The 17,520-nt window shown below is 43.9% G+C and carries 18 protein-coding genes and 1 tRNA gene; 11 read left to right on the top strand and 8 right to left on the bottom strand.

Going from position 1 to position 17,520, the window contains the following annotated elements; translation table 11 throughout:
* Positions 1-13: 13 nt before the first annotated feature.
* From trpB to AC0J2X_RS18315, 3 genes are read left to right on the top strand one after another with little or no spacing between them, the layout of a single operon-like run.
* Positions 14-1,195, top strand: a complete 1,182-nt coding sequence (gene trpB / locus AC0J2X_RS18325) for a tryptophan synthase subunit beta (protein WP_472996279.1) — start codon at positions 14-16, stop codon at positions 1,193-1,195.
* Positions 1,195-2,004: a tryptophan synthase subunit alpha gene (gene trpA, locus AC0J2X_RS18320; protein WP_014948940.1), complete on the top strand. Its 810-nt coding sequence runs from the start codon at positions 1,195-1,197 to the stop codon at positions 2,002-2,004. Before trpB ends, trpA begins: the two co-directional genes overlap by 1 nt.
* 4 nt (positions 2,005-2,008) lie before the next feature.
* Positions 2,009-2,308, top strand: a complete 300-nt coding sequence (locus AC0J2X_RS18315; RefSeq protein WP_014948939.1) for a YciI family protein — start codon at positions 2,009-2,011, stop codon at positions 2,306-2,308.
* 317 nt (positions 2,309-2,625) lie between these two features.
* Here AC0J2X_RS18315 and AC0J2X_RS18310 read toward each other — a convergent pair whose 3' ends face one another.
* On the bottom strand, positions 2,626-3,090 hold the full coding sequence (locus tag AC0J2X_RS18310; RefSeq protein ID WP_014948938.1) for a pyridoxamine 5'-phosphate oxidase family protein: 465 nt from the start codon (positions 3,088-3,090) through the stop codon (positions 2,626-2,628).
* 631 nt (positions 3,091-3,721) lie between these two features.
* On the opposite strand from AC0J2X_RS18310, the gene AC0J2X_RS18305 reads away from it, so the two are divergent.
* The 3 genes from AC0J2X_RS18305 to AC0J2X_RS18295 are packed head-to-tail and all read left to right on the top strand — an operon-like array spanning position 3,722 to position 5,995.
* A complete protein-coding gene (locus AC0J2X_RS18305; protein ID WP_014948937.1) occupies positions 3,722-3,991 on the top strand; it encodes a PepSY domain-containing protein in 270 nt (89 codons plus the stop codon).
* Position 3,992: 1 nt separating this feature from the next.
* A complete protein-coding gene (locus AC0J2X_RS18300; RefSeq protein ID WP_014948936.1) occupies positions 3,993-4,667 on the top strand; it encodes a response regulator transcription factor in 675 nt (224 codons plus the stop codon).
* Positions 4,664-5,995, top strand: coding sequence for an ATP-binding protein (locus tag AC0J2X_RS18295; RefSeq protein ID WP_472996278.1), 1,332 nt, complete (start codon positions 4,664-4,666; stop codon positions 5,993-5,995). The genes AC0J2X_RS18300 and AC0J2X_RS18295 overlap by 4 nt, the downstream gene beginning before the upstream one ends.
* A 277-nt stretch (positions 5,996-6,272) precedes the next feature.
* On the opposite strand, the gene AC0J2X_RS18290 is transcribed toward AC0J2X_RS18295, so the two are convergent.
* Positions 6,273-7,313, bottom strand: a complete 1,041-nt coding sequence (locus AC0J2X_RS18290) for an AI-2E family transporter (RefSeq protein WP_014948934.1) — start codon at positions 7,311-7,313, stop codon at positions 6,273-6,275.
* A 73-nt stretch (positions 7,314-7,386) separates the two neighbouring features.
* Here AC0J2X_RS18290 and folX point away from each other — a divergent pair, with 73 nt between their 5' ends.
* The gene (gene folX / locus AC0J2X_RS18285; RefSeq protein ID WP_012517852.1) at positions 7,387-7,755 is read left to right on the top strand and encodes a dihydroneopterin triphosphate 2'-epimerase; all 369 of its coding nucleotides are present in this window, start codon (positions 7,387-7,389) and stop codon (positions 7,753-7,755) included.
* A 23-nt stretch (positions 7,756-7,778) separates the two neighbouring features.
* Positions 7,779-8,675, top strand: coding sequence for a TIGR01777 family oxidoreductase (locus AC0J2X_RS18280; RefSeq protein ID WP_283648270.1), 897 nt, complete (start codon positions 7,779-7,781; stop codon positions 8,673-8,675).
* 369 nt (positions 8,676-9,044) lie between these two features.
* Here AC0J2X_RS18280 and AC0J2X_RS18275 read toward each other — a convergent pair whose 3' ends face one another.
* On the bottom strand, positions 9,045-11,567 hold the full coding sequence (locus AC0J2X_RS18275; protein ID WP_472996277.1) for an ABC transporter permease: 2,523 nt from the start codon (positions 11,565-11,567) through the stop codon (positions 9,045-9,047).
* Positions 11,568-12,266, bottom strand: coding sequence for an ABC transporter ATP-binding protein (locus tag AC0J2X_RS18270; RefSeq protein WP_075176262.1), 699 nt, complete (start codon positions 12,264-12,266; stop codon positions 11,568-11,570). It lies immediately after the preceding gene.
* Positions 12,267-12,282: 16 nt separating this feature from the next.
* Here AC0J2X_RS18270 and AC0J2X_RS18265 point away from each other — a divergent pair, with 16 nt between their 5' ends.
* The 3 genes from AC0J2X_RS18265 to AC0J2X_RS18255 all read left to right on the top strand — a co-directional run bounded on the left by AC0J2X_RS18265 (position 12,283) and on the right by AC0J2X_RS18255 (position 14,473).
* Entirely contained in the window at positions 12,283-12,939 is a 657-nt protein-coding gene (locus tag AC0J2X_RS18265) for an arylesterase (RefSeq protein WP_049586851.1), read from the top strand.
* Positions 12,940-12,984: 45 nt separating this feature from the next.
* Positions 12,985-13,167 (top strand): hypothetical protein, encoded by a 183-nt coding sequence (locus AC0J2X_RS18260; RefSeq protein ID WP_202940837.1) that lies wholly within the window; start codon positions 12,985-12,987, stop codon positions 13,165-13,167.
* Positions 13,168-13,498: 331 nt separating this feature from the next.
* The gene (locus tag AC0J2X_RS18255; protein ID WP_423083687.1) at positions 13,499-14,473 is read left to right on the top strand and encodes a transposase; all 975 of its coding nucleotides are present in this window, start codon (positions 13,499-13,501) and stop codon (positions 14,471-14,473) included.
* A gap of 29 nt (positions 14,474-14,502) precedes the next feature.
* On the opposite strand, the gene dusC is transcribed toward AC0J2X_RS18255, so the two are convergent.
* From dusC to AC0J2X_RS18235, 4 genes are all read right to left on the bottom strand, one after another.
* The gene (gene dusC / locus AC0J2X_RS18250; protein ID WP_472996276.1) at positions 14,503-15,441 is read right to left on the bottom strand and encodes a tRNA dihydrouridine(16) synthase DusC; all 939 of its coding nucleotides are present in this window, start codon (positions 15,439-15,441) and stop codon (positions 14,503-14,505) included.
* A gap of 283 nt (positions 15,442-15,724) precedes the next feature.
* Complete coding sequence (locus tag AC0J2X_RS18245; RefSeq protein WP_069944019.1) at positions 15,725-15,913, bottom strand: DUF1289 domain-containing protein; 189 nt, start codon at positions 15,911-15,913, stop codon at positions 15,725-15,727.
* A gap of 277 nt (positions 15,914-16,190) precedes the next feature.
* On the bottom strand, positions 16,191-17,096 hold the full coding sequence (locus AC0J2X_RS18240) for a M14 family metallopeptidase (RefSeq protein WP_472996275.1): 906 nt from the start codon (positions 17,094-17,096) through the stop codon (positions 16,191-16,193).
* A gap of 348 nt (positions 17,097-17,444) precedes the next feature.
* A tRNA-Glu gene (locus AC0J2X_RS18235) sits at positions 17,445-17,520 on the bottom strand.

The following is a 17,520-nucleotide window of genomic DNA, read 5'->3' as shown; positions in this document are numbered from 1 at the left end:
ACAGGACAACGTAATGAACCAGTTAGATACAAAATTTGGTGAATTTGGTGGCATGTACGTGCCCGAGCTACTTATTCCAGCACTAGACCAACTGGAAAAAGCATTTTTGGATGCCAAGGACGACCCGACATTTAACGAAGAGTTTTTATCTCTGTTAAAAGACTACGCCGGTCGCCCAACGTCAATGACGTTAACTCGCAATCTGGTAAGTAACCCAAAGGTGAAGTTATACCTAAAGCGTGAAGACTTACTACACGGTGGTGCACACAAAACTAACCAGGTGTTGGGCCAAGCGCTACTTACCAAACGCATGGGTAAAGAAGAAGTTATCGCCGAAACAGGAGCAGGCCAACACGGTGTTGCAACCGCGTTAGCATGTGCATTATTGGGGCTAAAAGCACGTATTTATATGGGTGCGAAAGACGTTGAGCGTCAAGCGCCAAACGTGTTCCGAATGAAGCTTATGGGCGCAGAGGTTATTCCTGTAAACGCAGGCTCAGGTACCCTTAAAGATGCCGTAAACGAAGCCATGCGCGACTGGTCAGCAAACTATGATAAAGCGCACTATTTGTTAGGCACAGCCGCGGGCCCACACCCGTTCCCTACTATTGTTCGTGAATATCACCGCATGATTGGTGAAGAGACTCGCGCTCAAATTATGGAAAAAGAAGGTCGCTTACCTGACGCCGTAGTAGCATGTGTGGGCGGAGGCTCAAACGCTATCGGTATGTTTGCAGACTTTATTGATGAGCCTTCTGTACGCCTAGTTGGCGTTGAGCCTGCGGGTAAAGGTGTGCACACCAAAGAGCACGGCGCCACTATCGTGACGGGTACAAAAGGTATTCTTCACGGTGCTTACACCTTCATCATGCAAGACAAAGAAGGCCAGATTGAAGAGAGCTACTCAGTATCTGCTGGCCTCGACTACCCTGCTGTTGGCCCTCAGCATGCTTACCTTCACGATATTGGCCGAGCGGAATACGTTGCCGCTACAGACGAAGAAGCGCTGAACGCATTCCAATTGCTTGCAAGAAAAGAAGGTATTATTCCTGCCCTTGAATCGTCGCATGCCTTAGCGCACGCGCTTAATATGGCAGATGAAGCGGAAGAAGAAACCATCATCGTAGTTAACTTATCAGGTCGTGGCGACAAAGATTTAGCGCACGTTATCAACATTTTAGGGGACGATTTATAATGGATAGATATGCACAAATGTTTGCCGGGCTTGATAAAAAGAACCAAGGCGCTTTCGTACCTTTTGTAATGGTAGGTGACCCCGATTTAGCGCAATCTGAAGCCATTATTTGCCAGCTGGTAGAAAGCGGTGCTGACGCACTTGAGTTAGGTATACCTTACTCTGACCCCATCGCCGACGGCCCCACAATCCAAGCTTCTGCCATTCGCGCATTAAGTAATAAGGTGACGGTAGCAGATTGCTTGGGCGTTATTTCACGTGTTCGCGCAAAATATCCTAATGTGCCTATCGGCTTGCTACTGTACAGCAACTTAGTAATGGCCCAAGGTATTGAGAACTTTTACAATAAAGCGCAAGAGGCAGGCGTTGACTCAATTTTGGTCGCTGACGTTCCTATTCGCGAAGCGGCACCTTTTCAAAAAGCAGCCGAAGCCACTGGCATTTCACAAATTCTGATTGCACCACCTAATGCTACTGACGAAACCATGGAAAAAATCGGGGAATACTCGAAAGGTTACACGTATTTGCTGGGTCGTGCTGGCGTTACTGGCGCAGAAACTGCCGCAAACGTGCCTGCTTCAGAGCTTATTGAGCGCTTGAACAAACACAAAGCAGCACCAGCATTGTTAGGTTTTGGTATTTCTACACCGGAACAGGTTAAATCTGCTATTGACGCTGGTGCCGCTGGCGCAATTTCAGGCTCGGCGACAGTGAATATTATCGCTGCCAATTTATCGGACAGTCACAAAATGCTAAGCGAGCTCGGCAGCTTTGTTGAAAGCATGAAAGCCGCTACGGCGAAAGGATAAACGCATGCTATATATGATTTGTGCAACCGATGTTGCGGACAGTCTAGAAAAACGCTTGGTAGCGCGCCCTGCTCACCTTGAACGTTTGAATGTATTAAAAGATGCGGGCCGTTTAGTCATGGCAGGCCCCTTCCCTGCTGTAGATAGCCCAGATCCTGGCCCAGCCGGCTTTACCGGCTCTCTAGTAGTAGCAGAGTTTGATTCACTAGAAGCTGCTCAAGCATGGGCAGACGCTGATCCGTACATCGAAGCTGGTGTTTACGAAAGTGTTGTAGTTAAACCTTACAAAAAGGTCTTGCCTTAGATTTTGAGCTAAGCGTTATATCGTAATTAATGTTAAATAGCGAAAGCCCCTGAAAATCAGATTACTTTGGTTTTCAGGGGCTTTTTTGTTTCTTCAACAATAATGAAGCTAACTTTGGACAGACACTTATTTACCGAAATAATGTGGACACACACTTGTAATCGTTCACCAAGCTTCACATCATTGATAGTGGACAGTCACTTAATAATCAGCCAACAATCGCAATAAACAATCCCTTGTGGACAGACACTCGCTCCTCTGAGTAAGTCTCCTAACACCTCCAAGCTTCGCCATAAAATTGGCCCAAAATGCTGCGTTTAAAGTTCGACCTTTTCGTGTTCACCCATCTCTTCTGGCTTTACCGTTTTACCAGTGAGCATTTTAAACATGCCTTTTAGCGAAGGATCTGCATCCCACACTTCTGCATCTATAAGTTCAAAGCGAAGCATTAATAAAGAAGGATCATCTTTACCTTTCTCGAACCATGCTTCTACTGGATTAGACCAGTATTTATCAATCACGTCTTTACGTGATTCAACAGTGAGGTTGCCTCGGATACAAGCAAATACATCATGACCTTTGGATGCAAAGTGAACCATGGCTTTTCCACCTTTAGCAATGCGGTTGTCTCGACTAGTGTAAAACCAAAACTCACTATCAGCGTCTTTATCAAGTTGGGCGTACATAGGCTCGGCATGCATATCCTCACCAACCAGACTTACCATGACTTTTGGACTATCTGACATTGCTTTCCACATTGTTTTCTTAATATCGCTAGACATAACTTCTCCTTGTTGAAAATGAATGTCTGTCCGACTTTACTATCTAATTAAGTAGTTGAGCTGAACAGCTTATTTTCGTTTTGTTGATTCATCTGAAGCTTATGCCTCGCACGTGGCATGCCAAAAAAGTCAATATCATCCCGCTCAGCTGCCAAAAGAGTTATTGAGAAACGTAAGCTCTTCACTACACACTAGTTAGGTACAGCTTTGGACACACACTCGTACATCCATATGAGCGTTGAGAACTAATTTACAAAAACCGTGGACAGTCACTCGTTTGCACAATAAACATTGGTCCCCCTTAATAACAATCAACAAAGTGGACAGACACTTTTTCAAAGTAGAAGTAAAGATTACTCAATATGACTTACTAACGAGAGCACTTAAATATATGCGTCACTTTGAAGCTTAGAAATAGACTTGTGGACAGACACTCTCATTTTGACTTGTGGCCTCTTAGCAACTAAGTGTCTGTCCACAATATTTGCTCTTTCGTAAATGCCATTTACTTAAGGCTTATATACAGCTTTTGCTCCGCAAGGTAGACTAAACCCAGTTCAGAATCGGTTCAGTTAACCAAGTTATACTTATCTGTAGTTTGGCCTGAGTGGGATAATAATTGTGAGGTTGTATGAAATTATCGCTTCGTGTTGCAGTAGTTTGTTTAGTGTTAGCTTTGTCTAACACAGCGCCAGCTTTGGCGTTTCAAGACTCTGGCGGCGATATATCAAAAAGCGAAGCTGCTGAGCGTGCTCGCGTTGCTGTAAATGGACGCGTCTTAAAAGTTGAACAGACCTCAAAAAACTACCGGGTAAAAGTACTTAAAAAGTCAGGGCGAGTAGTATCAGTAGATGTAGACAAACGCTCAGGCAAGGTAAAAACAAATAAAGATAAGGACTAACATGCGTATCCTCGTAGCCGAAGACGATAGCAGATTATTAACCCAGCTTGATGCGCTCCTTCAGCAAAATGGCTATAGCGTAGACCTCGCAGATAATGGTGAGCACGCGCTTTTTCTCATTAAAGAATATAGCTATGACCTGGCTATCGTCGACATCGGCATGCCAAAGCTAGACGGATTTGAGGTTATACGAAAAGCCCGTCAAGCTGATATTTCCTGCCCTATACTCATTTTAACTGCTAGAGATAGGTGGCAAGAGAAAGTGGAAGGCCTTGATGCCGGAGCCGATGACTACCTCACCAAACCCTTTCACAACGAAGAGTTACTTGCTCGAACAAAAGCACTAATTCGACGAGCTTCAGGACAAGCGAACCCAACCATTCAGTTCGGCCCTATCTCGCTGGATACCGTTAGTGAAGAACTATCGTTAAACGGTCAAGCTCTGGATCTAACAGCTTACGAATACAAAGTCATGGAGTACCTTATGCTTAACCCGCAAAAGGTCATCTCAAAAACAGAGCTAACCGAGCACATTTATGACCAAGATTTCGATTTAGATAGTAATGTCATAGAGGTTTTCGTTGGAAGACTGCGGAAAAAGCTGGACCCGACCGGTGAGTTAAAGCCAATCGAAACCCTTCGAGGTAGAGGCTATAGGATAAATAGAAGTTTATGAGGCAATTGTCGCTACGTCTTCGGAGTATCTTTCTAGCGATTGTTCTTCTAGCGTTATTTGCGCCCTTTACTGTTGTCATTTTAGACGAGGCATATACTGATAGCCTTACGCAAGCCAAGATGAGTGAGCTTAGGTTGATGAACTTAGGTCTGTTATCGGCTTTCGAGTTAGATGGCGACCTGCCCTATATGCCTGAAATTTTATACGAAGAGCAGTTAAACCTTCCGGGATCAGGTTATCTTGGCGTGATTGTGTTTCGAGACGAAGTAATTTGGCAGTCAGCTTCAGCTCTTGAATATACCTTTTTACCACCTGAGATAGACGTTGCAGTCGGTAACGAGTTATTTTTGGATTCTCATACACCTAAGTTTGAAGAAGATTCCGAGTTTTTTGTATACGCCTTTACTGCGGAATTTGCTTCAAGTAGAGACTTCGAGCCTGTTCGGTTTTATATATTTAACAATAAAGCACTTTTTGAAGCAGAGCGGAATACGTTCTTAGACACGACGTGGCAGTGGATTTTCACGCTCTGTATAGCACTCCTAATTTTTATTATTATCGGGATTAGCCTAGTACTTCTTCCTGTTAGGAAGTTAATTGACGAAATTTCACAAGCCTCAAGTGGACATAAACGTCAGTTAGAATCACGCTATCCAGTTGAATTCGATTCCTTAAAACAATCCATTAATGGTTTGCTTCAAACTGAGGCCGCTCAGAGGGCGAGATATAAAAACAGTTTAGGAGACTTAGCACATAGTTTGAAAACGCCTTTGGCAGTGGCATCGGGCACTAGCGGTTTACCTACTGAGGTAAACGAAGCATTACAGCAAATTGACCGAATCATTAAACGCCAGCTGAAAAGAGCGAGTGCTGGAAAATCTAGCTGGCAACAAGCTATCTATATACTACCCATTTTGCACAAGCTTGCCGATGTAATGGACAAGGTCTATCAAGATAAAGCCCTTGCTATTGAGTTTGAACTGGATGAGGATACTCAGTTTAAAGGAGACGAGACCGACTTCATGGAACTATGTGGCAACCTTCTAGACAATGCATGCAAAGCAGCGACCAATAGAATTATCGTATCAGCGTCGAAGCGTGCTGGTTGGCTAACAATTAAAGTAGAAGACGACGGCCCTGGTATTCCTGACGACAAAAAAGTGCTTTTGTTAGAGCGAGGAACTCGACTTGATACCTATACAGAAGGCCACGGAATAGGCATGGCGTTGGCGGCCGATTTAGTTTCAATCTACGAAGGTAGAATGCTCATCGAGGACAGTTCGCTTGGCGGTGCTCGTATCGTTATTCAATTTCCCAATCACGAATAGTGCTTTAAAAAGTACAACGAAGTTTGTGTATGACCGTTAAATCCTTGAGCTTTCAATTGCTCAAGTATGAAAGTGGACAGACACTTGAGTTCCTACAAAAGTTGGGGCGTATGGAAAGTGGACACACACTTAATCTTGCACAAAAGTTTGGGGGGACTGACACATTCTCGATTGACTGTTTAGCTAGAGACCAATGAGAGTTTTTTTTAAATCGATTGAGTGTCTGTCCACTATCGACTTTCAAACAAGTGTCTGTCCACTTTCTACTTACACTAAGTTACGACGCAGACTTCTCACCTTCACTCGATAACAGCACCGCAAGCCACTTGCTCTCCTCGCGAGACTCTAATGCTATTTTTACCACCATGGTTAACGGAACTGAGAGCAACATTCCAACGGTGCCTAGCAGCCACCCCCAAAATATTAACGAAAGGAATACCACGAGCGTAGAGAGCCCCATGCCCTTACCCATCAATCGAGGTTCAACCATATTACCCATGATGGTATTAACAAGCACAAAGCCAAGCGCTGCAAAACCTGCTGAGGCAGGCCCAAGTTGAACAAAGGCTATCAACACTGCGGGCACAGCAGCGATAATTGAGCCAATGTTAGGAATAAAGTTGAGCATGAAAGCCAACACAGCCCAAAGCATGAAATGATCTACTCCCATCACATACAGCCAAATACCAATAATCAGACCTGTTCCTAAACTGACCACAGTTTTTATCGCTAAGTAACTGTTCACAGAACGAATAAATCTGTCGATATGCTTTAGTTTCATTCCTGGATCGGCAAGGGCAATATGCAACCGGCGTGGAATACTGTCTGCTTCAAAAAGCATGAAAATGACAGTAAGAAGAATAAGGAAAAGGTTTGAAAGTACGCCGCCCATTCCGCTGATGAAATTTGTTGCTACAGACATAGCCGTTGCTGGATCAAGGTGCGAAGCGATTAACTCTCTATTGATGTGAATATTAAATTCAGCCAATTTAGACACAACCCAGGCAAACTCTGTATCAAGCTTACTTCTATATTCTGGCAAATTTTCTCGAAACTCGGTCATAGACTGGCCAACTAAGCCAGCTAAAAGAAAACCAAAAACAACGATAAGCAGTATAACAAAAGTTATAGAGAGCCATTTAGGCACGCCAAATTTCGAAGTCCAACGTATTATTGGGCTACACGCGATCGCTATAAAAATAGAGAGAAAAAACGGTACCATGATCGTACTGGCGGCTTTAATACCAGCCATTACCACTACTAAACATGCTAAAACGATTAGAATTTTTGCTGTTGGCGAGCGTAGTTCCATTGACATTTTGTGCTACATTCCTGACTGAAACGACAACACTTTACAACGACTTATAAACAACTACAAACAAGAGACTTCAATGAACTTTAATCTCGCCACTATTAAAATTAAAAACTTAAGACTACGCACATACATCGGCATCAATGAAGATGAAATAAAAAACAAGCAGGACGTTGTTGTTAACGTGAAAATTGATTACGACGCTGAAAAAGCGACGAACACCGACGATATGAGTGATGCGCTTAACTATAAAACGATTACAAAGGCAATCATCAAGCTTGTAGAAGACAACCGTTTTTCTCTTCTGGAAAAACTTACCGCCGATGTGCTAAGCATTGCCGCAGAACATTCTTCGGTGCGCTACGCTGAGGTTGAGGTCGATAAGCCACATGCCCTTAGATTTTCTGATTCCGTGTCCCTGACACTATCTTGCAATAAGACGGGATAAGGTCATACCTCGAGGAGCTAATTGTGAACATTCTTTTGACCGGTGGAACAGGGCTGATAGGAAGCGAATTTATTCGTCAATATTCTCGAGAACATGAATTTACGGTGACTTCTCGCGACTTTACAAAAGCAAAGAGCAAATTGGGGGATAACGTCAAAATCGTCGAGAACGTTTCTTCGATAGAAAATTTTGAAAGTTTCGACGCAGTAATTAATTTAGCTGGTGAGCCTATCGCCGATAAGCGCTGGACAGACACTCAAAAGAAAATAATTTGCAATAGCCGCTGGGACATCACTTCTGAGCTAGTCTCAAAAATAAATAGTTGTGATGCACCTCCGTCTGTTTTCTTATCGGGCTCCGCGATTGGTTACTACGGCAATCAAGGAGACAAGCTTGTAACTGAAGAAACTCCTCCTCATAACGAGTTCACCCATGAACTGTGCGCTAAATGGGAGACTATTGCCCAAAGTGTAGATCAAGCTAAGACACGTGTCGTAACGCTTCGAACTGGTGTAGTTTTCACCGAAAAAGGCGGAGCGTTAGGGAAAATGGCACTACCGTTTAAATTGGGGGCCGGAGGTACACTTGGTAGTGGTAGTCAATATTTGGCCTGGATCCACTTACAAGATATGGTGCGTGCTATCTCGTTCTTGCTCGAGAATAGCGCATGTTCTGGTGCATTTAACTTAACGGCACCGGAGCCTGTTACGAACAAGATGTTCTCTAAAGCGCTCGCAAAATCACTTAACCGGCCTTGCCTGTTCAATGTCCCGGGCTTTGTTATGAAAGTAGCAATGGGCGAATCGTCGACGATGATACTTGAGGGGCAAAGAGTCATTCCTCAAAAGCTTACTACCGCCGGCTTCAGTTTTGACTTCCCTTCTATCGACGAGGCGCTAAGAGAAATATATCGCGCATAGTTGAATTACTGAAATTCGTTATGTGCCTTGTGGACAGTCACTTGAATTGCTAAGCAAGTGTGTGTCCACATTTATTGCACAACATTATCGCGAGGCACTTTGCTTAGTCACAGGCCTCAAAAACATCTATTTACTATCAAACCAGAGCACTTCTCAAACTCTTCGCGAAAACCATTCCTTTGTAATTAGTGAACTTTGCTGTGAAATGCACAGTGGACAGACACTCATTTGAATTGAGTGACTGTCCACTGCCCTTAATCTAAACGGCACTCAACCGAGTGTCTGTCCACTGCCCTTAATCTAAACGGCACTCAACCGAGTGTCTGTCCGTTTTGTATTAAAGCGCATTTTAAACTAACGCGAGAATACCTAAACCATATTCCGCAGCATCTGACTGGTATTAAGTGTAAGCAAACGCCAGCATCCAAACGCACCTAATATGCCTACAACGACAGCGCCAACGCTTGGCGCTATTGCCCAGTATTCTGGGTGTAAGCTTGCTTCCATTTGGAATACAGAGGTTTGAAGTAAATAAAGGCTCAACTCATTGGCCATTGCTGCCATAAAGCCTGCTACTACACCAATGATAACAAACTCAAAAATAACACTTTTTCTTATCAACGCCCCCTTTGCACCGAGCGTCCGAAGTATGGCTATTTCCTGTCTGCGTTCATCCATACTCGCCTGTACTTGTGCAATCAATACCAGACTGCCCGCTAACAATACCAGCACCAAAATAAATTCAACGGCAACAGACACCTGATCCACAATCTCTCGCAACTGATTAATTCGAGCATCAACGTCGAACATAGTTATTGATGCAAACGGTTTAAGTAGGTTAGTTAACTCTGCCTTTCTCTCGGTAGGAAGGTAGAAACTAGTAATATAAGTTGGGCTAAATGCGGCCATTGCCTCAGGGTGAATAACGAAGAAAAAGTTAGGCTGCATAGTCTGCCAATTCACAGTACGAATACTCGTTACTTTCGTTTCGACAATCTCGCTGCCCACATTAAAAGTAAGCCGATCGCCCATTTTAATGTTCAACCTTTCTGCAACGCCTTCTTCAACGGAAACCGGAAACCATCCTTCGCTGTATTGCTTATTCTCATCGCCATGCCAGTTCCCGTCAATGACCTCGTTTTCTTTTTGAAGCGTGTTGCTCCACGTTAGGTTTGCTTCTCTGCCTAAACCTCTCCGGCCTTCTCGATTCGGCTCATCTTCTTTAGAAACCTCGGTGTTTATCCCTTCTCCATTTACCGAAACAAATCGACCTCGAATGACAGGGTAAAACTCTTCGATTTTTACGCCATTGTCAGCGAAGTGTCTGTCCAATTCTGGTTGGATGTCTGGCGTAATGTTAATTAAGAAGTAATTCGGTGTACCTTCTGGCAATTGCGAGCGCCATTGTGAAACCATATCGTTGCGCATTACCAGCACCACTAAAAGCAACATAATGGTGACGGAAAAGCTAATAAGCTGCACGCTGTTGTCCATTGCACGTCGCTTAATACGTGCCCATGCCAACTGCCACGCCCCCATTCTTCCACTGCCCAGCTTGCGACCTACAGCAATTAAGATATACGTAGCACCAAGTAATCCGAGCACCAACGCAGCGCCGGAAACGAAAAGAATAGCGCTAATTTTTAAATCGCGGCTATACATCCACATCAGTAAAAATATCGCACCACCTGAAGCCACGAACTGAATGCTTCTGGAACGTAAATTCGCTGATATGTCCTTTCTTAATACGCGAAGCGGGGGAACTGAAAATAGCTGCAATAGCGGATATAAGGAAAAAAGCAATGCACACGTAGCACCTGTAGCAACGGCTATTAGAAGCGGGCGCCAATGCCACACGTCAAGAGATACATCCACTCTGTCCGCTACAAGTGAAACCACCACTTGCTGACCGATAAATCCTATAACGAGGCCAATAAAAATACCAAGCCCAGTGATAAATAGAATTTGGAACAAATAGACTTTTCGAATGGTGCTGCTTGTTGCCCCCAAGGTCTTCATTATTGCTACGGGATCAAAGTGACGTTGAGCATAACGCTGAGCAGCAACGGCAATGGAAACGGCCGCTAATACTATTGCTAACAAACTCGCTAACAGAAAATAGCGCTCAGCACTTGCGACAGAACGCCCTATTGCTGACTCGTCATCTTCGACTGTCCGCCACGAGTGTAAATCGTCATTTAATTGGGGCAATAACCAAGCATTGAAACTTTCTAAATCACCCGCAGCACCGGCAAAAAAGCCCACATAACGAGCGCGACTCCCTGGCCCGGTTATCGCAGTTTTTTCCAAATCATCTAAGTTAATCAGCGCGATAGGGTCGGTATTAAACACGCTGAATCCTGCATCTGGAATATCTACCAGTACATGCGTAACGGTAAAAGTGCCGTCGCCAATTTCGATACTGTCGCCAATAGAAAGCCCTAGACTTTGAAAAAGCCGAGACTGTACCCATGCTTCCCCAGATTGTGGCAATCCTGAAGTATTGCGTTTTTCTCCAAAAGGCTGGTCGGTAATATTGACTGTCCCTTTCAGTGGATAAGCGTCATTCACGGCTCGTAAATCAACAAGCGACATCTCGTCGCCTTTAAATACCATTGAACGTGTTGCCACCTGCTTTGCCGTCTCAAGGCCCTGTTCTCGGGCTCTAGCCAACCATTCCTCGTTTATAGGGTCATCTGAGCGAAGCTGAGCATCTGCTGCAATGAAGGCCGCAGACCGAGACTTTAGTGCGCCCTGTAAACGCTCACTGAAAAGAGACAGCGACAACACGGCCGCCACAGATAGCACAATGGCCAGCAATATGATGGTCAGTTCACCACGTCTAGCCTCATGCTTGAAAAGCCGCCAAGCTAAATTAAAAGACGTCGACATCTAAACCGCCTCTTTTTTATTCATTGTGTTCGCGCCCGTCGTTTCAATGAGTTCTCCAGCATTCATAGTGAGTTGCCTGTCACAATGTTCCGCAAGCTCGTTATCATGAGTTACGAGTACGAGTGTTGTGCCTTTTTCTCTATTCATCTCGAACAACAGCGCTTCGATTTTTTCACTATTTTTGGCGTCTAGATTGCCGGTAGGCTCATCGGCGAAAAGAATTTTGGGAGAGGTAATAAATGCTCGCGCTATGGCAACACGCTGTTGCTCGCCCCCCGACAACTGATTAGGGAAGTGATGTGCGCGATGTTTCAATCCGACTTGCTCTAGAATATCTAAAGCTAGTGCCTTTGGGTTATCAAGCCCTGCAATTTCTGCCGGTAGCATCACGTTTTCTAAGGCTGTTAAGCTTTGAACTAACATAAAGCTTTGAAAAATGAAGCCTACTTTATTTCCTCTTAAAATCGCGCGCTCTTCTTCATTCATGCTGTGAAGTGCTTCACCATCTAAGAAAATTTCCCCTTCTGTAACTTGGTCAAGCCCTGCTAACAAGCCCAAAAGGGTTGACTTACCCGAGCCCGACGCGCCAATAATGGCAACGGACTCACCAGACTTGACTTCAAAAGAAATAGGACGAAGGATCTGCAGTGAGCCTTCACTCGTATCCACTACTTTGGTTACAGCATTAGCTTTTATCATAAGAGGTCATCAATTCGTGTTTGTTAAATTTCGTTATTTGTTCGCTTTTTTACTTATTCTTTTAATACCCTTTCAAGCGCTATCAGATCAAGCCGAGCAGAGCGACACAAGCGAAAATGCGGTTTTACTTATCTTAGGTGACAGTTTGTCCGCGGCTTATGGATTACAGCAACATGAGGGTTGGGTCAGTTTGTTACAAAAAATGTGGCAAGACGACAACATTCCGATTGATATTGTAAATGCTGCGGTAAGCGGAGAGACCACTGACGGCGGTTTAGCGCGATTTCCCCGTTTATTAGAGCAACACAACCCTACCCATGTATTGATTGAACTGGGCGGTAATGACGGCCTTCAGGGCCATAATATCGGTAAGATTAGGGATAATTTAGATTCGCTGGTAAGTGTTGCGAAGGAGAGTAATGCCGTAGTGTTTCTGCAAGAAATGCAAATTCCTTCTAATTATGGCAAGCGCTATACGCAGATGTTTACTCAAAACTTCAATAAAGTAGCGGAAGCTCAGGACGTTCAAAAAATTCCATTTTTCCTTGAAGAAATAGCGCTAAATAAGGACTTAATGCAAAACGATGGTATTCATCCCAATGCTGAGGCACAGCCTTTGATCGCTAATTTTATGGACAGACACTTAAGAAGTTTAATTCTTAGCGCTCAATAATTGTGCTAATCTTATTAAGTGATTTTTTAAATGCGAGGTTTGTTTATGGACGTTTCTTCTGTTAATTCGTCTCCTGTTTCCACTGTCTTAGAATCGCCACAGCGACCTACTCAACAGGTTGAGCCCCGCAATGTGCAAGAAAGTCGCGAGACTCAGCCTCAGAGCACACAGCAGACCTCTAGCACTAACGATGGGCGTGTGGGTTCTAGGGTTGACGTGTTTGTATAACTTGCCTTTTAAATTAAATTGTTAGGGACAGACACTCGTTGGTACTTTTGCTTAGTCCTCTAGCTAGTAGAGGCGTTTTTGCAATAAGAAAATTAGAAAGGACAGACACCCGGTGAATAAGGGTGTCTGTCCTTTTTCTTTTGGGTCAAATAGACTTAACGATTGACGTCTATCCGTTATGAAATTCGAGTGTCTGTCCACGATTGCCAGTTCTGAGATTTGATCGAAAGAGCACTCATGAAAAATAACCGTCCCTAAAACTGTCCCAAAGACCACTTAAAATTGACGCCGTAAATCTCATAATGTCAATAAATAACTATGGGATACGGATATGCCTCTACCTCGTTACAAACAAATAAATACTGATGTTACACCTTATTACCACTGCATTTCTCGCTGCGTGAGGCAATCTTACCTTTGTGGTCGCGATGCCCGCACTGGCATAAACTATGAGCATAGAAGAAAGTGGATTCAAGACAGGCTCCATAAGCTTTCTCAAGCTTTTGCCATCGACTTATGCGCCTACGCTGTTATGCACAATCACATTCATGTGGTATTACATATAGCAAAAGGCAAAGCTGAAGGCTGGACGATGGATGAGGTCTTGCTTCGGTGGAGGATGTTTTATAAATGCCCGCCCGTAGTGCAGCGATATTTAGAAAATTTTGATTCTGTAACGTTAGATGAGCTAGCAGAATTAAAATCACTATCTGTTATATATCGAGAGCGACTTCAAAGCATCAGCTGGTTTATGCGTATGCTCAATGAATATATTGCTCGAAGAGCTAACAAAGAAGATGAATGTAAGGGCTATTTCTGGGAAAGAAGGTTTAGGTCGCAAGCTATACTCGATGAGAAAGCACTGGCCACTGTTATGGCTTACGTCGATTTAAATCCCATTCGAGCAAAAATAGCGACGACGCTAGACAACTCTCACCATACTAGTATCCAATATCGGTTGAATGCCAAACGCTCGAATAAAACGCCTAAGTTTTTGATGCCCTTTAGCGATAGTCACCACAAGAACACAGTGCCGTTGCCCTTCGCATTTACCGATTATTTGCAGCTTATCACTGATACGATGAATGCAGAGAGTAATACCAATACCTGCAAAGTCCCAAAGCTTCCCAACCGCTTGCTAAGTAAGCTTGGAATGACAAAAGAGAACTGGCAGCTAGTAACTAGTAATTTTGAAACACTTTTTACTGGGCCTGTCGGTTGCCCCGAGATGATGGAGAATTTCGCCAGATGCTGCCAAAGGGCATGTCGCCCAAACGTTGCAAATGCTCAAAGGTATCTGTCGTGAACCTCTAACACCATTGCAAAAGTACTTGGCTAAATATCGGCTTGGCGTGCAAGCACATCAACAATGTCCTGAGATTTCGTTAGGCGCCTTATGTCGTTGAACAGAACATCAGCTTCAGGGTATTGTCTTTTCAGATAGCCGCACCATTGCTTAATTCGGTTGGGGTAATATTTGCCCTTATCACCAAAAATCTCGTAGCCAGAGTACTGAATCAGCAAAGCAGCCAGTTCAGACCATGGCATAGGTGCTACACCCTCTTTAATACTCATCGCCAAATTAGGCATTGCCAATGCACCTCGTCCAATCATAAGGTTGGTACACTCTGATTGGCTCTGACAACGCTGAGCGTCTTCAGCGTTCCAAATTTCACCATTTGCGACAAGTGGAATATCGGTGTGTTGTTTTATCTTCGCTATCCAGTCCCAATACGCCGGTGGTTTATACCCCTCCGTTTTGGTCCGCGCATGAACAACGAGCTCAGAAGCGCCCGCTTCAGTGATAGCTATAGCATTCTCGATAGCTAAAGATTTGTCTTCAAAACCTAGTCTGATTTTGGCTGAAACTGGGATTTCTGCAGGAACAGCATCCCTTACAGCTTTCACAATGTCATAAAGGGTTTGGGTTTCTTTCAACAAAACCGCCCCACCCTTACTTTTATTAACTGTTTTGGCAGGGCAACCAAAATTTAGGTCAACACCAGGAGAGCCCAGCTCTATCGCTGTTTGTGCATTCTCTGCAAGCCACTGTGGATGTTGTCCTAATAATTGAACTCGGACAGGCACACCTGCCGGAGTTTTGCCGCCATTGTGAAGCTCAGGGCAAAGTCTATAAAACGTTTTCTTTGGTAACTTTTGATCGACCACTCTTACAAATTCAGTAACGCACTGATCGAAACCACCCACGCGAGTGAGCATATCTCTCATTAAGTGGTCGACAACGCCCTCCATAGGGGCAAGCATTACTTTCATTGCAAACGTCTCAGATTAATAGAACATAAAATTGGCGCGGGAGTTTAGCAAAAAGCACTTATATCAGCCAGGCTTTGATGCTTAGTTTTTCAACTTCTGTGACTGTCTATTTAAGGTGCATTTAAGGTGGTTTTAAATTGCAGCTATTTAAATTTAGTAAGTGTCTGTCCGCTAGACACTTTACTTCATGTGGGAGTGATGCAGGCTTCTAATTCTATACGAATAGAAAAGCTTGTGTGTCTGTCCATATGTAGAAAGTTCTTGATAGAAGTTCGCACTTAGCCTATTTACGAGGCTGTAACTGGGTAGCGGCTTCCTTTTCTAAATTTTCAAGGCGAGTGAATACGACCTTCTTTTGATTATCGGTGTATGTCCGCCAATTAATGATTTCTTCAATCGTACGTTTACACCCAATGCAAATGTCTTCTTCGGTTAATTTGCACAAGGCTACACATGGGGAAATTAAGTTCATAAAGCTTCTGTTTTATCCAGACCGTCTTTTTTACTCTGTACTCGCGAAGCTGCGATAGCTGCCATTGTAGTTTCTGATAGCTCTTTATTGGACCACAAACAGACATGACAACCAAAGCGCGATTCAAGATATGAGGAAAACTCAGTGTCTGTCCCACAGTCATACCTCACTAAATTTTGCTTTTTACCGTCGTAAATAACCGCAGAATAAGTAAACACAAAGAGCCTCCTAAAAAAGAGGCTCAAATATACATCTAGACGTCTAAACGTTCAAGCGTCTAATTTAAATAATCGAGTGCAGCGCAAATTGCGGCCACCTGAGCATCATTGCAATTTTCGGGTGTCGCATTATCGCTATCGGGATAGACTTCTGTAGTTGTGACGTACTTAGCATCTGTCATACCTCCACAAAGGTACAACGACTTCTTGTCATAGCAAATTACACCTTCACTCACCACATCTGCACCTATAATCTTTCCGTTTTCATCGGCCGGTGCGATATGCGTTACTTTTTTCACAGCCTCAATAACTGCTTTTTGAAACTCTATTTGGGGGCTTGGAGTATTAGCAACCGTATAGAAACCATCTGGAATGTTCCAGTTATCATGGCTCACCCCATCCCGTGCAGCTAGTGCTGGTCTAAACTCACTATTGTCCGTGTCTGTCGTTTCATGCAAATCAATATGAAGCGTAAGAGATAACGCTAAGTCAGATACTAATTGCATAAGCTGAGCAGACTCAGGTGCAGGAGAATCACTGTAAAACGAGCGATTCGGATCTAATGCCATTGGGTTCCATCGATTTATCGACTCGTATCCCCAGGGACTTACACATGGCACCACAACTATATTTACTTGCTCTGCGTACTGAGCCAACTTTGTTTCAATAAATTGAAGCGCTCCTTGCACACCACTCGTTTCGTAGCCGTGAACACCGCCTGTAACGAGTGCAGACGGCTTTTCAGCGTCAAAACTCTTGGGAATCACAACATATAGTGGGTAACGCGCTGCATCGTAAGGAAGTGCGCCATACTGCTTTAACTCAAAGCCTTCAGGGATAATGTTGAAGAGTTTATTAAGTACTTCTTCCTGATAACTTCTTTTCACAGTCTGCTGTGCTTTCCATTGGGCTTTTTCTTCTTCGCCCCACGGCTCACCAGGAGTTCCAATTGGATAATTCTGCATATAACACCTCTTTTGTATTTTTTAGATCATAACAGTTCAACAAGCTCACGTATCTATCACACAAAAGTTTCTTAAAGGGTTGTGACATGAGTTCTTTACGCATTGAACCTCTGAAAAGTGCTTGCGCGAAGGCATTGACGCCTCTTTTGTAAGAATTGCAAATTCCGATGAAAATGATCGGTGTATGTCTAGGTAGATGGTTTAAAGAGGGAAAGGAGAGTGTCTGTCCACTGAAGCTTTCTTAAAATGGCTTTGCATCTATTTGCTTACAGATTTAATTGCAGTGTCTGTCCACAAAGTTTTAAGCCAGAAACAAAAAAACCAGCCGAATGGCTGGTTTTTTCGATATGGCGTCCCCTAGGGGATTCGAACCCCTGTTACCGCCGTGAAAGGGCGGTGTCCTAGGCCTCTAGACGAAGGGGAC

It is taken from the genome of Alteromonas sp. R7 (genome assembly GCF_055755235.1).
Note: the sequence above shows the minus strand (reverse complement) of the source record. Positions and strands in the feature narration are given on the sequence as shown.

Excerpts from the sequence above, each read along its gene's own strand:
- AC0J2X_RS18245 (WP_069944019.1), bottom strand. The coding sequence starts at position 15,913 with ATGAACTTAATTTCCCCATGTGTAGCCTTGTGCAAATTAACCGAAGAA.
- folX (WP_012517852.1), top strand. The coding sequence starts at position 7,387 with ATGAACTTTAATCTCGCCACTATTAAAATTAAAAACTTAAGACTACGC.
- AC0J2X_RS18275 (WP_472996277.1), bottom strand. The coding sequence starts at position 11,567 with ATGTCGACGTCTTTTAATTTAGCTTGGCGGCTTTTCAAGCATGAGGCT.
- AC0J2X_RS18260 (WP_202940837.1), top strand. The coding sequence starts at position 12,985 with ATGGACGTTTCTTCTGTTAATTCGTCTCCTGTTTCCACTGTCTTAGAA.
- AC0J2X_RS18295 (WP_472996278.1), top strand. The coding sequence starts at position 4,664 with ATGAGGCAATTGTCGCTACGTCTTCGGAGTATCTTTCTAGCGATTGTT.
- AC0J2X_RS18240 (WP_472996275.1), bottom strand. The coding sequence starts at position 17,096 with ATGCAGAATTATCCAATTGGAACTCCTGGTGAGCCGTGGGGCGAAGAA.
- AC0J2X_RS18255 (WP_423083687.1), top strand. The coding sequence starts at position 13,499 with ATGCCTCTACCTCGTTACAAACAAATAAATACTGATGTTACACCTTAT.
- AC0J2X_RS18315 (WP_014948939.1), top strand. The coding sequence starts at position 2,009 with ATGCTATATATGATTTGTGCAACCGATGTTGCGGACAGTCTAGAAAAA.
- AC0J2X_RS18310 (WP_014948938.1), bottom strand. The coding sequence starts at position 3,090 with ATGTCTAGCGATATTAAGAAAACAATGTGGAAAGCAATGTCAGATAGT.
- AC0J2X_RS18270 (WP_075176262.1), bottom strand. The coding sequence starts at position 12,266 with ATGATAAAAGCTAATGCTGTAACCAAAGTAGTGGATACGAGTGAAGGC.
- AC0J2X_RS18300 (WP_014948936.1), top strand. The coding sequence starts at position 3,993 with ATGCGTATCCTCGTAGCCGAAGACGATAGCAGATTATTAACCCAGCTT.
- trpA (WP_014948940.1), top strand. The coding sequence starts at position 1,195 with ATGGATAGATATGCACAAATGTTTGCCGGGCTTGATAAAAAGAACCAA.
- AC0J2X_RS18305 (WP_014948937.1), top strand. The coding sequence starts at position 3,722 with ATGAAATTATCGCTTCGTGTTGCAGTAGTTTGTTTAGTGTTAGCTTTG.
- AC0J2X_RS18290 (WP_014948934.1), bottom strand. The coding sequence starts at position 7,313 with ATGTCAATGGAACTACGCTCGCCAACAGCAAAAATTCTAATCGTTTTA.
- dusC (WP_472996276.1), bottom strand. The coding sequence starts at position 15,441 with ATGAAAGTAATGCTTGCCCCTATGGAGGGCGTTGTCGACCACTTAATG.
- trpB (WP_472996279.1), top strand. The coding sequence starts at position 14 with ATGAACCAGTTAGATACAAAATTTGGTGAATTTGGTGGCATGTACGTG.